16 protein-coding genes are annotated in these 14,158 nt (G+C 41.1%); 12 read left to right on the top strand and 4 right to left on the bottom strand.

Annotated features, from left to right (window positions below):
- Nucleotides 1-205: 205 nt before the first annotated feature.
- Nucleotides 206-1,213 (bottom strand): tryptophan--tRNA ligase, encoded by a 1,008-nt coding sequence (gene trpS, locus AB5Z52_RS13555; RefSeq protein WP_005473228.1) that lies wholly within the window; start codon nucleotides 1,211-1,213, stop codon nucleotides 206-208.
- Nucleotides 1,214-1,468: 255 nt separating this feature from the next.
- Here trpS and AB5Z52_RS13560 point away from each other — a divergent pair, with 255 nt between their 5' ends.
- The 8 genes from AB5Z52_RS13560 to cbpB all read left to right on the top strand — a co-directional run bounded on the left by AB5Z52_RS13560 (nucleotide 1,469) and on the right by cbpB (nucleotide 7,874).
- Nucleotides 1,469-2,206, top strand: a complete 738-nt coding sequence (locus AB5Z52_RS13560) for an amino acid ABC transporter ATP-binding protein (RefSeq protein WP_003126679.1) — start codon at nucleotides 1,469-1,471, stop codon at nucleotides 2,204-2,206.
- A 13-nt stretch (nucleotides 2,207-2,219) separates the two neighbouring features.
- Nucleotides 2,220-3,029 (top strand): transporter substrate-binding domain-containing protein, encoded by an 810-nt coding sequence (locus AB5Z52_RS13565; protein WP_003126678.1) that lies wholly within the window; start codon nucleotides 2,220-2,222, stop codon nucleotides 3,027-3,029.
- Nucleotides 3,030-3,043: 14 nt separating this feature from the next.
- Entirely contained in the window at nucleotides 3,044-3,691 is a 648-nt protein-coding gene (locus AB5Z52_RS13570; RefSeq protein WP_003126676.1) for an amino acid ABC transporter permease, read from the top strand.
- Between the two features lie 14 nt (nucleotides 3,692-3,705).
- The gene (locus AB5Z52_RS13575) at nucleotides 3,706-4,362 is read left to right on the top strand and encodes an amino acid ABC transporter permease (RefSeq protein WP_003126675.1); all 657 of its coding nucleotides are present in this window, start codon (nucleotides 3,706-3,708) and stop codon (nucleotides 4,360-4,362) included.
- 231 nt (nucleotides 4,363-4,593) lie between these two features.
- The gene (gene racE, locus AB5Z52_RS13580; RefSeq protein WP_003126674.1) at nucleotides 4,594-5,406 is read left to right on the top strand and encodes a glutamate racemase; all 813 of its coding nucleotides are present in this window, start codon (nucleotides 4,594-4,596) and stop codon (nucleotides 5,404-5,406) included.
- Complete coding sequence (gene rph, locus AB5Z52_RS13585) at nucleotides 5,407-6,759, top strand: ribonuclease PH (RefSeq protein ID WP_003126673.1); 1,353 nt, start codon at nucleotides 5,407-5,409, stop codon at nucleotides 6,757-6,759. It begins immediately after the preceding gene.
- Nucleotides 6,756-7,268 (top strand): YfcE family phosphodiesterase, encoded by a 513-nt coding sequence (locus AB5Z52_RS13590; protein ID WP_003126671.1) that lies wholly within the window; start codon nucleotides 6,756-6,758, stop codon nucleotides 7,266-7,268. Before rph ends, AB5Z52_RS13590 begins: the two co-directional genes overlap by 4 nt.
- 108 nt (nucleotides 7,269-7,376) lie before the next feature.
- Nucleotides 7,377-7,874, top strand: coding sequence for a cyclic-di-AMP-binding protein CbpB (cbpB, locus tag AB5Z52_RS13595; protein WP_003126670.1), 498 nt, complete (start codon nucleotides 7,377-7,379; stop codon nucleotides 7,872-7,874).
- A 57-nt stretch (nucleotides 7,875-7,931) separates the two neighbouring features.
- On the opposite strand, the gene AB5Z52_RS13600 is transcribed toward cbpB, so the two are convergent.
- Nucleotides 7,932-8,849 (bottom strand): mechanosensitive ion channel family protein, encoded by a 918-nt coding sequence (locus AB5Z52_RS13600; RefSeq protein ID WP_003126669.1) that lies wholly within the window; start codon nucleotides 8,847-8,849, stop codon nucleotides 7,932-7,934.
- Between the two features lie 188 nt (nucleotides 8,850-9,037).
- Nucleotides 9,038-9,793 carry an enoyl-ACP reductase FabI gene (fabI, locus tag AB5Z52_RS13605; RefSeq protein WP_003126668.1) on the bottom strand — a complete coding sequence of 252 codons (756 nt, stop codon included), beginning with the start codon at nucleotides 9,791-9,793 and terminating at the stop codon, nucleotides 9,038-9,040.
- Between the two features lie 203 nt (nucleotides 9,794-9,996).
- On the opposite strand from fabI, the gene fabZ reads away from it, so the two are divergent.
- A complete protein-coding gene (gene fabZ / locus AB5Z52_RS13610) occupies nucleotides 9,997-10,437 on the top strand; it encodes a 3-hydroxyacyl-ACP dehydratase FabZ (RefSeq protein ID WP_117474641.1) in 441 nt (146 codons plus the stop codon).
- Nucleotides 10,438-10,490: 53 nt separating this feature from the next.
- On the opposite strand, the gene AB5Z52_RS13615 is transcribed toward fabZ, so the two are convergent.
- Nucleotides 10,491-11,231, bottom strand: coding sequence for a peptidylprolyl isomerase (locus AB5Z52_RS13615; protein ID WP_003126666.1), 741 nt, complete (start codon nucleotides 11,229-11,231; stop codon nucleotides 10,491-10,493).
- Nucleotides 11,232-11,407: 176 nt separating this feature from the next.
- Between AB5Z52_RS13615 and AB5Z52_RS13620 the strand changes: the two genes are divergently transcribed.
- From AB5Z52_RS13620 to AB5Z52_RS13630, 3 genes are all read left to right on the top strand, one after another.
- Entirely contained in the window at nucleotides 11,408-12,505 is a 1,098-nt protein-coding gene (locus AB5Z52_RS13620) for a DUF871 domain-containing protein (RefSeq protein ID WP_029486837.1), read from the top strand.
- A 319-nt stretch (nucleotides 12,506-12,824) separates the two neighbouring features.
- Complete coding sequence (locus AB5Z52_RS13625) at nucleotides 12,825-13,172, top strand: hypothetical protein (protein ID WP_003126664.1); 348 nt, start codon at nucleotides 12,825-12,827, stop codon at nucleotides 13,170-13,172.
- A gap of 47 nt (nucleotides 13,173-13,219) precedes the next feature.
- Nucleotides 13,220-14,158: alpha/beta hydrolase (locus AB5Z52_RS13630; RefSeq protein WP_368266955.1), on the top strand; the 939-nt coding region annotated here is incomplete at its 3' end.

Genomic DNA, 14,158 nt, shown 5'->3' on the forward strand with positions numbered 1-14,158 from the left:
GGTCTAAGTTCTTACTCGTGATGGTAGCTTCTTTTTGATAGAAAGCGATTCTGTCGTGATTGAGAAAAATGTTCTCGAATGGTGTTTGCTCACATGTCAATGGTAGTTGAGCAGTTCGCTTTTTTATTTAGGGATCTTTAAATAAAAGATAGTAATTAAAAACAAACCCACCAAGCATACTGGTGGGTTTGTTGGTTGTTCATATTTATGCAAAGTAGTTGATCCCCATTGCTTCTTTCACTTCTGCCAAGGTTTGTGCTGCGACTTGTTCTGCTTTTTCGCTGCCTTTTTTTAAGAGGTTCATGACTTCAGCCGGGTCCTTAGCAAATTCTTCTCGTCGCTGACGGATCGGAGCAAATTCTTCTTCTAAGACATCGATCAGATAGCGTTTGATTTTTACATCGCCTAGACCGCCTTGACGATAGTGCTCTTTCAATGCAGCAATTTTTTCTAAATCTTTGCCAAAGACATCTAAATAAGTAAAGACCATATTGCCTTCGACTTGGCCAGGATCTGCTACATGGATATGATTTGGATCAGTGTACATGCTCATGACTTTCTTTTGAACGATATCCGCATTGTCTGCCAAATAGATTCCGTTGTTCAATGATTTGCTCATTTTACCATTTCCATCGATACCAGGTAAACGTCCCATTCCTTTAGGCGGAAGAACTGCTTTAGGTTCCACCAATACGTCACTATAGATGGAATTAAAGCTATGAACGATTTCTTGTGTTTGTTCTAGCATTGGTTTTTGATCTTCACCGACAGGAACTAAGTTGGCTTTGAAAGCAGTGATATCTGCTGCTTGTGAGACAGGGTAGATGAAGAATCCAGTTGGGACACCTTCCCCAAATTTCTTTTGTTCGATCTCGGCTTTGACGGTCGGATTGCGGCGAACCCGTGCCACACTGACTAAATTCAAGTAATACATGGTTAGTTCCGACAACTGAGGGATTTGTGATTGAATAAATAAAGTCGAGCGGGTCGGATCGAGACCAATCGCTAAATAGTCAAGTGCCACTTGCAAGATATTTTCTGACACTTTCTGTGGGTTTTTGGCATTGTCTGTCAATGCTTGCATATCAGCGATCATGATATAAAGTTGATTGTTAGGGTCGTCTTGCATCTCAACTCGTTTTTTTAATGAGCCGACATAATGCCCTAAATGAAGTTGCCCTGTAGGCCGGTCTCCGGTTAATATTGTGTTCACGTTTCATCCACCTCTAAATTCAATATATAGTTCATCTTACCTTGTTTTTCCAAAAGAAACAACTTGTTCTACTAAGGGTCGAAAAAAAACGATGGACAAAAACCTAACATGAGGTTAAAATAATGAAGGTTTTTCTTTGGGGATGATGTGGAAATTAAAACTACCTTTACAAATAGAAAAATTTTGAGCTATAATATGAATCAAATCTTTTCAATTACTCATTTATTTTTAAATATAGACTTGGAGTGTGAATGAATGGCAATGATAGAATTTAAAGACGTGGAAAAGTACTACGGCAAATTCCATGCATTAAAAAACATAAATATTGAATTTGAAAAAGGTGAAGTCGTTGTTGTGATTGGTCCTTCAGGATCCGGAAAAAGCACGATGCTTCGCACAATCAATGGATTAGAAACGATTTCTTCTGGTCACTTACTGATCAATGGCAAAGATCTTTTCAGTAAAGATGTCAAATTGACAGAGATTAGAAAAAACATCGGAATGGTCTTCCAGCATTTCAATCTTTACCCCAATAAAACCGTGTTAGAAAACATCACTTTGGCTCCCATTAAAGTATTAAAACAAAATGAACAAGAAGCGATTGCCTTAGCCGAAAAACTGTTGAACCGTGTAGGCATGCTGGACAAAAAAGATTCTTATCCATCCATGTTGTCTGGCGGACAACAACAGCGGGTGGCTATTGCCCGAGGATTAGCCATGACACCAGAAATGTTGCTTTTCGATGAGCCAACTTCTGCACTGGATCCAGAAATGATCGGTGATGTTTTAGACGTGATGAAAAAAATCGCCAGTGAAGGCATGTCCATGATCGTGGTGACTCATGAGATGAGTTTTGCCCGTGAAGTAGCCGACCGGATCGTTTTCATGGCAGAAGGCCAAGTATTAGAAGATCGTCGCGACGTCGATGGCTTCTTTGAAAACCCAAGAGACGAACGGGCCAAACAATTCTTAAGCAAGGTAACCAATCATTAGGAGGAAAGTAGCTATGAGCAAAAAAATCAGTACAGTGCTGCTCCTTGTATTCGCGCTCATGACCTTTTCTGCTTGTAAAGGCCAAAGTGCTGCAGAACGTGATGTGTTAGCGAGCAGCAAAGAAAGCAACCAAATCATCTGGGGAGTCAAGAATGATACCCGATTATTTGGATTGATGGATATTGCGACAGCTGAAGTCCGCGGATTTGATATCGATATCGCTAAAGCAATCACTGAGCATATTTTAGGACGTGACGGAAGTGCTATTTTTGTCGAAGTCACATCAAAAACTCGAATTCCGCTATTAAAAAATGGCAATATCGATGCAATCATCGCTACGATGACCATCACGGATGAACGGAAGAAACAAGTAGATTTTTCTGATGTTTATTTCGATGCTGGACAATCTTTATTAGTAGCCAAAGATAGCCCGATTCAGGGAATCGAAGATTTAAATGCCAATACGACGGTTTTAGTCGTCAAGGGATCGACATCAGCGATCAATATCCGCAAGGCAGCGCCGGAAGCAAAAATCTTGGAGTTAGAAAATTATGCCGAAGCCTTTACTGCATTACAGTCAGGACAAGGCGATGCGATGACGACAGATAATGCGATCTTATTGGGGATGGCCAGTGAAAATCCCAACTATCATTTAGTTGGCGGTACATTTACAAATGAACCTTACGGAATAGCTATCGATAAAGGACAAGAGCCTTTCTTGAAAGCCGTCAACCAGGCATTGAAAGAAATGCATGAAGACGGTACGTATGATGAAATTTATCAGAAATGGTTCCCTGATGATGCATCTGGGAAAGTTGATTAAAGGAGGAAATTTGCATGCTTGAATTGTTTCAAACTTACGGCGACCAGTTTTTTTCTGGTTTCAAATATACGATTTTCTCCAGTTTACTGGCTTTATTCTTTAGTTTAGTGATTGGTACATTGATGGCGATATTTCAGCTGTCTACCAATCGATGGGTCAAAGGGATCGCTAAAGCGTATGTCGAGTTTTTCCGAAATATTCCTTTGTTGATCATCGTGATGTTCTTTTATGTCGTGGTGCCGATGTATTGGGTGACTTTTGATGGATTTCAAGCGGGAACGATCGGCTTGACCATCTATACGTCTGCGTTTATTGCAGAAACGATTCGTTCTGGAATCCAGACAGTTCCTAAAGGGCAGATGGAGGCTTCTTTGTCCTCTGGATTCACTTACAGCCAGGCCATGCGCTACATTATTTTACCGCAGGCTTTTAAAATCGTTGTTCCGCCACTAGGAAATCAGTTTATCAACTTGGTCAAAAATTCATCGATTTTAGCAATGGTAGCTGGTCTTGACATTATGTATCAAGGTGACTTGATTGCCAGTGAAACCTTTAATACTTTCGACACCTATATTATTGTCGGAATCTTTTATTTGATTATCACATTACCATTATCCTATTTAATGGTTTATCTTGAAAGACGTTGGGCTGTACGCTCATAGAAAGGAGACACTAAATGGAATTTTTCGAAGCTTTTTCTGCCATCAATCTTCGGTTTTTGATCGACGGTCTCCGAGTAACGATCGAAGTCTCCGTCTTATCGATCATCTTTAGTTTTCTGATTGGCGGCCTTGCAGGAGTCTTGCGTTTCACTAACATTCCGTTCTTTTCAAAGATTTTAGGTGTAGTGATCGATGTGATTCGAAACCTGCCGTTGCTGCTGATTATTTTCTTCACGTACTTTGCATTGCCGCAGATCGGTATTCGTTTCAATATTTTCTGGTCTGCAGTTGTGGCATTGACGATTTTTGAATCTGCCATGCTCTCAGAGATTTTTCGAGCGGGGCTTAATGCCGTACCGAAAGGGCAAATGGAGGCTGGTTTGTCTACCGGTTTGAGTTATGTCCAAGTGTTGCGAAGCATTGTGATGCCGCAAGCTTTTAAAGCCATGCTGCCTGCGATCGTTAGTCAATTGATCTCATTGATCAAAGATACGTCATTGGCAGTGATTATTTCACTTCCAGAACTGACTCACCATGCTCGAATTATTTATGGACAAAATACCAATTATGTATTGCCAATGTTTCTTGCGATGACTGTGCTGTACTTCATCGTCTGCTATGCCTTATCGCTGCTTTCTCGCTTCTTGGAAGCACGTCAGTATAATTACTGATTTCTTGAGGCTGCATAGAAACAGTGATTACTAGATCCGAATGACCTTTGATGTCATGCAGTTGCTTTCCTTGGACGAGAGTAGCCAGAGCATCGGAGGTTTTCGGATCTTTTTTTGACCGCAATAGGTTCATTGTTTTCTTGGATAAAGCAATACTTGAAAAATCAGTAAAAAAAGTCCAAAATGGAACTTAGACAAATTTCTTTCTTTCATTAAAAAGGATGGACAACTATGACAAATAAACAACCCATTGGCTTTATCGATTCTGGTGTTGGCGGATTGACCGTTGTTAAAGAAGCGATTAAGCAATTGCCCAATGAACATATTATTTATCTTGGTGATACTGCACGCTGTCCCTATGGGCCGCGTCCGGCAGAACAAGTCATCGAGTATACATGGCAGATGACCGAATTTTTATTGCAGCAAAACATCAAAATGTTGGTGATTGCTTGTAATACGGCTACGGCTGTCGCATTAGAAGAAATCAAAGAAAAATTATCGATTCCGGTAATCGGAGTCATACTGCCTGGCTCTCGAGCTGCTGTCAAAGCAACAAAAAACCAACAGATCGGTGTCATTGGAACTGCGGGTACTATTAAGAGCAATGCGTATGAAGAAGCAATCAAGCTTAAATCACCTCGTTCTGTGGTAGTTAGCTTGGCTTGTCCCAAATTCGCGCCTATCGTTGAAAGCAATCAAGCGCAATCATCGGTTGCCAAAAAAATCGTTGCCGAAACACTGCGCCCCCTCAAAAATAAGAAATTAGATACGTTGATTTTGGGTTGTACTCATTATCCTTTGTTGCGGTCTTTAATCCAGAACGAGATGGGGAGCCAGATCCAGCTGATTGATTCCGGTGCAGAAACAGTGGGTGAAGTCAGCATGCTGTTGGACTACTTTGCTATTGCCAATACAAGCCAAATGACCCAAGAACCGGAATATTTTTTTTATACGACAGGTTCAACAAAATTATTTGATGAAATTGCGAACGAATGGTTGAATGTACCGGTCCATTCGCAACATATCACATTAGGAGGAAATTAAATGCGCCATGATGGCAGAAAAGCGGGAAGTATCCGTCCAGTAGAAATCAAAACAAATGTATTCAAACATCCAGAAGGATCCGTCGTGATCTCATTTGGTGATACCACAGTTATTTGTTCCGCAACGATCGAAGACCGAGTGCCGCCTTTTTTACGGGACTCAGGGAAAGGCTGGGTGACGGCAGAATACAGCATGCTGCCGCGAGCAACGAATACCCGTAATCGTCGAGAAAGTGCAAAAGGAAAGCTGTCTGGTCGGACAATGGAGATCCAGCGACTAATCGCTCGTTCGTTACGGGCAGTGGTAGACTTGGAAAAGTTAGGTGAACGTAGCATTGTAGTCGATTGTGATGTCATCCAAGCGGATGGGGGCACTCGAACAGCTAGTATCACCGGTGCTTTTGTGGCTTTGCGATTGGCGATCGATCAATTATTGACCAACCATGAGCTAACGGAAGATCCTATTAAAGAACATCTTGCTGCCATCAGCGTAGGAATTTTACCTGATAACACTTGTGTCACTGATTTAGACTACGAAGAAGATTCTGCGGCTGCTGTAGATATGAATCTCGTAATGACAGAGTCAGGCCGTTTCATTGAGATTCAAGGAACTGGGGAAGAAGCGACATTTGATGGTCAGCAATTGAACGAAATGCTGATTTATGGCAAGACAGCCATTGAAGAGCTGATTGCCTATCAAAAAGAAGCATTGCTGATCCAAGAACAGCCCCAATACGTTATTCCTGAGAAGACGATCGTGATTGCCACTGGTAATCCTGGCAAAGCACGAGAATTCACCGCAGTTTTTGGTGCTGCTGGCTATGACGTTCGGACATTGAAAGATTATCCCGCATTACCTGATGTTGAGGAAACAGGAACGACTTTCGAAGAAAATGCTCGGCTGAAGGCAGAAACGATTGCAAAAATTCTTGGGCGACCTGTTCTAGCGGACGATTCGGGCTTAAAAGTGGATGCATTAGGTGGTAGACCCGGTGTTTACTCGGCACGTTTTGCGGGTGAACAAAAAAGCGATGCTGCAAATAATGCCAAATTGTTGTACGAATTAACTGATATCCCAGATGAACAACGAACAGCACAATTCCATTGTACATTGGTCTTTGCAGCTCCTGACAAAGAAAGTCTCGTAGTCGCTGCCGATTGGCCAGGCAGAATTGGCCGCATTCCTCGGGGAGAGAACGGTTTTGGCTACGATCCATTGTTTATCCCTGTTGGTTCAGATAAAACGGCTGCTGAAATGAGTGGAGAAGAAAAGAATCAAGTGAGTCATCGTGGTCAAGCCATCGCGAAACTACGCAATGTATGGCAAGAGTGGTTGGAAGGAGAACAAGCATGAAATATTTAATCGTTAGCGATAACCATGGCGATCGTCAAATTCTCGTTGATTTGCTAGCAGAATTTTCTGGGAAAGTGGATACCTTTATCCATTGTGGAGATTCGGAACTGCAACCAAGCGATCCCCTTTGGCAAACCTATCAAGTGGTTGGCGGAAATTGTGATTACAGTCCGGAATACGAGGATGCAAAGATTATCAAAACGCCTCTCGACACGATTTATGTGACCCATGGTCATTTGGCAGATGTTCGTTTTGGCGTGACAACACTCGGACTTCAATCACAACAAGCTGATGCGTCAATTGCTGTATTTGGTCACACCCACCAGATTGCCTGTGAGAAGGTGGGGCATCGACTATTCTTGAATCCGGGCAGTATTTCTCAACCGCGGGGACCTATTCAAATCAAAAGTTTTGCCATCATAGAAAGTACTGAAAAGCAGTGGATCGTTCAATATTATGATCGTACGTTTAATGAAATCGCTGATTTGCATTTTATTTTTGAGCGCTAAGAAAGCGAAATCAAAAGTAAAAAATTCATTATAAATAAGCAGTTTTACGATATCTTTTTGATTTTTCTAGTAAAATAGAAAAGTAGCTGTGAAATGGAGGCATTCAGATTGATTGGTCAAACAGTAGAAAAAATATTATTAGAAAATCAAGAAAGTTTTTTAGTACCTGCAGAAAACGTTGCAACGGTTCTTTACAATCATCCATTAAACCATGCGTTACTCGTTTTATCGAAAGTCGGCTATTCCAAGATTCCGGTCCTAGATAGTGAGGATCATCTTGTTGGATTGATCAGTTTATCGAACGTGGTCGAAAGAATGATGGACCTGACTGGGTTTAGTATGGACAACTTAGAAGGCTTGACGGCCGCAGACGTGATGGAAGTCAATGTGGCTTGTATCAAAGAAGATGGCGAATTAGAAGACATGCTTCATCTCTTAGTGGATCAGGCATTTTTGCCCATCGTCAATGAGGAAAATATCTTTGTAGGAATCATTACCCGAAAAGAAATCTTAAAATCTGTCAATCACCTAGCACATGAATTAGAGAAACGGTATATGCTGATCTCAAAAGAGGCCAGTCCTACAGACGAATTACAAGTCATCTAATAATGGATAAAAAAGCACCCCGAAAAAATCATCGGGGTGCTTTTAACGTTTAAGCGGTCAATTGACGCCAATGATTGGCGCACTAGGAATGGTGTAGCCTTTAGCAGTCAGTGCATCGATTGAAGCCGCTAAAAACTCTTCTTTTAGTTTCCACTGAGTTCCGTTGGTAACATACATCGTTGTCCGGATCGCAAAATTATTGTTGCCAAGGTCGACAACACCAAAAATTGCTGGTTTCGTTTGGATCTCTTCCTCGTGAGCAGCAGCCACTGTTTGATTGACTTCGTCAATGATCGACCGGATATCATCTAAGCCCTCTGATGGCAAGATACGCACATCTACAACGACTTGCATATTGGCTCGTGAAGTGTTGCTGATCGTAGTGATATTCCGATTCGGGATATAATGGACAGTCCCATCCACGGATTTTAACTGAACCGTTCGAATACCGACAGCTGTAACTGTTCCTTCTAATGACAAATTCGTCAAACGGATATAATCGCCGACATTGATTTGTTGCTCAGTAATGATAAAAAAACCAGTGATCAGATCATTCATAAAGCCTTGAGCACCTAGTCCCAGTGCCACCCCAGCAATCCCAGCCCCCGCTAAGAGTGAACCAACAGGCACGCCAATCGTTGACAATAACGCATATACAAAGAAGAAACCTAATGTATAGTGGACGATATTGCGGATCAGCGCATGGATCGTGTTGATTCGACTGGCATTGTAGGTTCCTTTTTTCTCGTAGGAACGATAAATTCGTTCGATGACATAATTGCTGATTTTCAGCAAAATACCAAATAAAATAATCAAAAAAAGCAGCATCAGAACTTTTTGGATCAAGATACCAACAATAGCCTCCCAATCAATGTTTTGCCACCATTTCTGCAAGGCATTCAATTGTTTTGCGGCAGGTTCCGTCAAGCTGGATCCTGTCGAATCCGTTGTAGCATCTGTCAAAAGTCGTAACATAAAATCCCTCCATCTATCAATAGGTCTATTTTATAGGAGAAGAAACAGAAATGCAAAATTCACTTGTTAAATTTTTGTAAAAAGATGAACAAATAAGGGGATATCATTAGTTAGCAAAGAAACAGCAAAAACTCGTCTCTTGGCATAGACCAGTCAAGAGACGAGCACGAGTACATGTGATCATAGAATTACGATAAGTGAACACCTTTATCGACAAAAATCACTTCTCCGATGATACCGCTAGACAATGGACTAATCAGAAAGGCACATGTGTTGCCGACTTCTTCGATGGTCACACCAACATGATCAGGAGTGCGATCTTCAGATAATTGGATCAGCTTTTGATAATCTTTTACACCTGTCACAGCCAGTGTTTTGATTGCTCCTGCAGAGATGGCGTTGACCCGGATTTTTTGCGGGGATAATTCTGCAGCTAAATAGCGAACGCTTGATTCGAGAGCAGCCTTAGCAATCCCCATCATGTTATAGTTGGGTACAGCACGTTCTGAACCTAAATAGGTCAAGGTAACGATTCCGGCATTTTCTGCCAAGAGGGGTTTGGCATATTTAGTAACAGCGATCAATGAATAGCTGCTGATATCTTGTGCTAGTGCATAGCCATCTCTTGATATATTTAAAATATCACCTGAAAGATCATCTTTGTTGGCGTAAGCGACAGCATGGACGACGCCATGGATTTCGCCTGCATAGTCTTTGATGGTTTCAAAAGCTTTCGCGATACTCTCATCATTTGCAACATCACATTCAACCGTATACTCATTTTCCTCTAGTAGCCGTTCAAGAGGTTTTTTCATGCGTTCGTTTTGATACGTATAGATGACTTCAGCACCTTGTTCTTTTAGCGCTTGCGCACAGCCCCAAGCGATACTGCGTTTGTTGGCTACGCCCATCACGACAACTTTTTTTCCAGTTAAGAAACTCATAATTCCACTCCTTAATAGTTTGCATAATAATCAATAATGACGATCGATAGTGGGTCCCACTATCATGATTTCTAATTATTATTCATAATTGTTTGATTGTCAAACTATTTTTTTCTTAATAAATATTTAGTTGCGAAAAAATCAGAACTATGATACTTTGATAATCAAACTATAATATTTTTTTAAGCAAGGAAGGAAACCCCATGAAAAAACTATTGACAGAAACAGAAGTCATGGACTTGATTCCAAATCGCTATCCGATCATTTATATCGATTACGTTGATGAGATTGAGTCAGGGAAGAAGATCATTGCCACGAAAAATGTGACGATCAATGAAGATTTTTTCCAAGGACATTTTCCAGGAAATCCAGTGATGCCAGGAGTGTTGATTTTAGAAACATTGGCACAAGCAGGTTCGATCTTGATTTTGAAATCGGATGAATTTCAGGGAAGAACTGCTTATATTGGCGGGATCAACAAAGCAAAATTCCGTCAAAAAGTTGTTCCCGGCGATACCTTGAAACTTGTTTTTGAGATTACAAAAATCAAAGGTTCTGTAGGGACAGCCAATGCTGTGGCAACTGTGGAAGGAAAAAAAGCAGCGGAGTGTGAATTTACCTTTATTGTTGGAGAACAAAAATAAAATAAAGACCAGTGCCTTTAAGGGAAATTTTCAAAGGCATTGGTCTTTTTTGCTTACTTAGCTTCTTGTAAAATCTTGATGGATTTGATTTTGACAGGATCTTTTGGCGTAGAGTCTTCTCCGTTGCTATTCGCCTCACCGGTCGTTTCGGCTTTGGCAATTTTGTCTACGACCTCCATTCCTTCAATGACCTGACCAAAGACTGTGTACTTACCATCTAGTGTCGGAGCACCACCATCTTTGTAGGCGTCAATGATTTTTTGAGGATAAAATTGGATTGCTCGTCCATCAGAGACATCATCATGGTTTTGAACAATAAAGAATTGACTTCCTTGGCTGTTGGGAGCGCTGGATTTTGCCATCGATAACGCGCCGCGGATATGGTAAAGCTGTTTGGATATTTCCTCGCCAAACCCTTTGCCCCAAATGCTTTCTCCACCAGTTCCGTCACCGTTAGGGTCGCCGCCTTGGATCATAAAATCTTCGACGATTCGATGGAAAGTCAAGCCATCGTAGTAGCCATTTTTGGCATGAGTCATAAAGTTTTCGACAGCTTTTGGTGCAATTTCTGGGAATAATTTGATTTTGATCGTGCCTTCTGTGGTCTCAAGTGCAACAAGATCTTCATTTTCTTTTACTTCAGTAGACAACTGCGGCAGTTCCAGAGAATTTAAGTCTACTGATTCTGATGTGGTTGTTTTATCCGAAGAACTAGAAGTAGTTGTTGTATCATTGCAGGCAGTTAATAGAAAGAGGCTAGTTGCTGCCGCCAACGTTAGTATCATTTTTTTCATTTGAGTAAGATCCTTTCATTACTAGACTGTCTTTATCATATCAAAATTTAGCTGGAGTGAAAAGCAGGTATCTATTAAAACCAATAGGAAAGGTGTAGACCACTTATCGGTTGTTTGCTATAATGAAAGAGGATTCATGAACAAAAAACGGATAGAATTTTTAGGAGGTTTGACGGATGGGAAAATTAGGTATTTCAGTTTATCCAGAACGATCAACGTTTGAGAAAGACAAGGCTTATCTTGATTTAGCACACAAATACGGCTTTAAGCGTGTGTTTACAAGTTTGCTGCAAATCGAAGATGATAAAGAAAAAGTATTGGCAGATTTCAAGCAGGTAGTGGATTATGCCAATCAATTAGGAATGGAAGTCATGGTGGACATCAATCCTGGTCTCTTTGATCAATTAGAGATCTCGTATGATGATCTTTCATTCTTTGATGAAATGGGTGCTTATGGTGTCCGTTTGGATATCGGTTTTACCGGTGCCGAAGAAGCGCGTATGACGCGTAATCCTTATGGCATCAAAATTGAGATCAATATGAGCAGTGGGACAAACTACGTAGACAATATCATGAGTTATTCGCCAAATACGAATAATTTATTAGGCTCTCACAATTTTTACCCTCATCGATATTCAGGTTTGGGTTATGACCATTTTGTGTATTGCTCAGAAAAATTCCGTCGTTACAACTTGAACACAATGGCTTTTGTGAATTCTCACGAGGCAACATTTGGTCCTTGGCCAACACAAGATGGGCTTTGTTCGTTGGAAGATCATCGTGATCTGCCAATCGCTACTCAAGTCAAACATTTGGTTTTGACAGGATTAATCGATGATATTTCAGTGGGAAATGCCTATGCATCAGAAAAAGAGTTAGCTGCAATGGCAGAAGCCTTCAATGCGGACTATCCTACCTTAAAAGTAGATGTTGCTGAAGGAATCACGGAAGATGAACGCATCTGTTTGTTTGATAATCTTCATGGTTATCGCGGGGATCGCTCAGAATATATTTTGCGGTCGACGATGACTCGAATTTACTACAAAGATAAGCCATTCCCAGCACATGATACCCATGATATGACTCGCGGTGATATTTTGATCGATAACGTCGGTTATGGGCAATACAAAGGTGAAACTCAGATCGCATTGAAAGAAATGAAGAATGATGGCCGTGTCAATGTCGTAGGAAAAATTGCTGCAGATGAACTGTTTCTACTGGATTTCTTGAAACCATGGTCAAGCTTTAAACTAAAAGACAGCAAAGACGAATAAGACGCTTTGTTTTTCTAAAGAACTGCTCTTTTTGAGCGGTTCTTTTTGTTTAATAGCTTTCGTCCGTGCAGTGTGGGGAAAAAAGGCGCGTTTCTACATATGGATGAGATTGATGGTAAGAAGGTGAGGACTGTTGAAAGGAGCCGCCTGCTAGCAAAAATTTCTTTACTCTTTACTTCTCTGCTCTTTACATAGCAGCACTTGGTAGCGCTTGTTGAAGTGTTAGTTTGACTGTTTTTCGTTTTGGTCCTATTGACAAATCAAAAGTAAAAGGGGTATTTTGTACTAGAATGTTTTTTAGGAGGGAGCAACCAGAACGGTGTTTTTTATTATTAAAACGTTATTGTTATTTATCGTTACCATTCGTCTGGCTGGTTTTTTGTCGATTTTCTTACTGATTGCTATTTTCCAGCAAAAGCGGAAACGACAACACATGACCAGTGAAGAATGGGAGACATATTTTACCAAATTAGGAACTGATGGCTTTCTTTGGCGCTTATATGGCTGTTTTTTTGCCGTTTTAGGGGTCTTTGCGGTCATCAATACATTTTATTTTTGGCATCAGATGTGGGTGTATGGGATCACGTTGATGTTGGCGGGCGGATTTCATCTTTATTTCAAATATCGCCTGAATAAGGAGCAGATTCAAGCGCGTTTCTTGAAATAAACAACCAATAATTATATTATGTAAACTAGTTGTCGAGGAGGAACAAAATGAAACTACGCTGGAAGATCGCCATTTTAGTAGGGGTGCTTTTGATAGTAGGCTTGGGCTATGCCGGAAATTATTTTTATAATTACGCAGTTGTCCCATCAGAAAAAGATTTTTTAAAAGGTGATACCTCTGGAACGGACAAAAGCAATGCGAATCCTGAAGCGGAGGAGTGGTTTACCGCTCCGGAAAATCGTCAAATGTGGCAACTTGAATCCTCAGATGGATTGATGTTGTCCGGAATTTACTTGCCTGCCCAAAAATCACAGCACAAAACAGTGATTGTCGCCCATGGTTATATGGGAAACGCAGAGACGATGGGAGTTTATGCGAAGATGTTCCATGATCTAGGATATAACGTATTGGTTCCTGATGCCCGCGGTCATGGAGAAAGCCAAGGCGATTATATTGGCTTTGGTTGGCCAGAACGGAAAGATTATGTCCAATGGATCGATCAAATCTTAAAAGAAAGCGGCAAGGAAGAATCCATTGTTTTATACGGTGTAAGTATGGGAGCTGCTACCGTGATGATGACCAGTGGCGAAAAGTTGCCTGCCAACGTAACAGCGATCATTGAGGACTGCGGTTATGCTTCTGTAAATGAGGAATTGAGCTATCAGTTGGATCAATTATTTGGTTTGCCAGCATTTCCTTTGATCAATGTCACTAGTCTGGTTACCAAGCTAAGAGCTGGTTACTTCTTTGGCGAAGCAGATGCCGTGAAACAGCTGCACAAGAACACTCGTCCAATGTTCTTCATCCATGGTAATTCGGATACTTTCGTTCCTTATTCAATGTTGGCAGAGGTTTATGCTGCTACAGATGCGCCAAAAGAAAAATGGGTAGTCAAAGGGGCGGAACATGCCCAAAGCTACACGAAAGATCCAAAACGTTACCAGGAAAAAATTGCGGCATTCCTTGAAAAGTATGATCACTTGCCA

The sequence above is a fragment of the Enterococcus sp. RTP21361st1_A6_RTP21361_211029 genome (assembly GCF_040910045.1).
In the GTDB taxonomy this organism is placed as follows: Bacteria; Bacillota; Bacilli; order Lactobacillales; family Enterococcaceae; genus Enterococcus_D; species Enterococcus_D gallinarum.

Bases quoted from the DNA above. Each gene is read 5' to 3' on its own strand.
- fabI (WP_003126668.1), bottom strand. From the start codon at position 9,793: ATGAGTTTCTTAACTGGAAAAAAAGTTGTCGTGATGGGCGTAGCCAAC.
- AB5Z52_RS13615 (WP_003126666.1), bottom strand. From the start codon at position 11,231: ATGAAAAAAATGATACTAACGTTGGCGGCAGCAACTAGCCTCTTTCTA.
- AB5Z52_RS13565 (WP_003126678.1), top strand. From the start codon at position 2,220: ATGAGCAAAAAAATCAGTACAGTGCTGCTCCTTGTATTCGCGCTCATG.
- AB5Z52_RS13575 (WP_003126675.1), top strand. From the start codon at position 3,706: ATGGAATTTTTCGAAGCTTTTTCTGCCATCAATCTTCGGTTTTTGATC.
- fabZ (WP_117474641.1), top strand. From the start codon at position 9,997: ATGAAAAAACTATTGACAGAAACAGAAGTCATGGACTTGATTCCAAAT.
- rph (WP_003126673.1), top strand. From the start codon at position 5,407: ATGCGCCATGATGGCAGAAAAGCGGGAAGTATCCGTCCAGTAGAAATC.
- AB5Z52_RS13590 (WP_003126671.1), top strand. From the start codon at position 6,756: ATGAAATATTTAATCGTTAGCGATAACCATGGCGATCGTCAAATTCTC.
- AB5Z52_RS13570 (WP_003126676.1), top strand. From the start codon at position 3,044: ATGCTTGAATTGTTTCAAACTTACGGCGACCAGTTTTTTTCTGGTTTC.
- AB5Z52_RS13560 (WP_003126679.1), top strand. From the start codon at position 1,469: ATGGCAATGATAGAATTTAAAGACGTGGAAAAGTACTACGGCAAATTC.
- AB5Z52_RS13620 (WP_029486837.1), top strand. From the start codon at position 11,408: ATGGGAAAATTAGGTATTTCAGTTTATCCAGAACGATCAACGTTTGAG.
- racE (WP_003126674.1), top strand. From the start codon at position 4,594: ATGACAAATAAACAACCCATTGGCTTTATCGATTCTGGTGTTGGCGGA.
- AB5Z52_RS13600 (WP_003126669.1), bottom strand. From the start codon at position 8,849: ATGTTACGACTTTTGACAGATGCTACAACGGATTCGACAGGATCCAGC.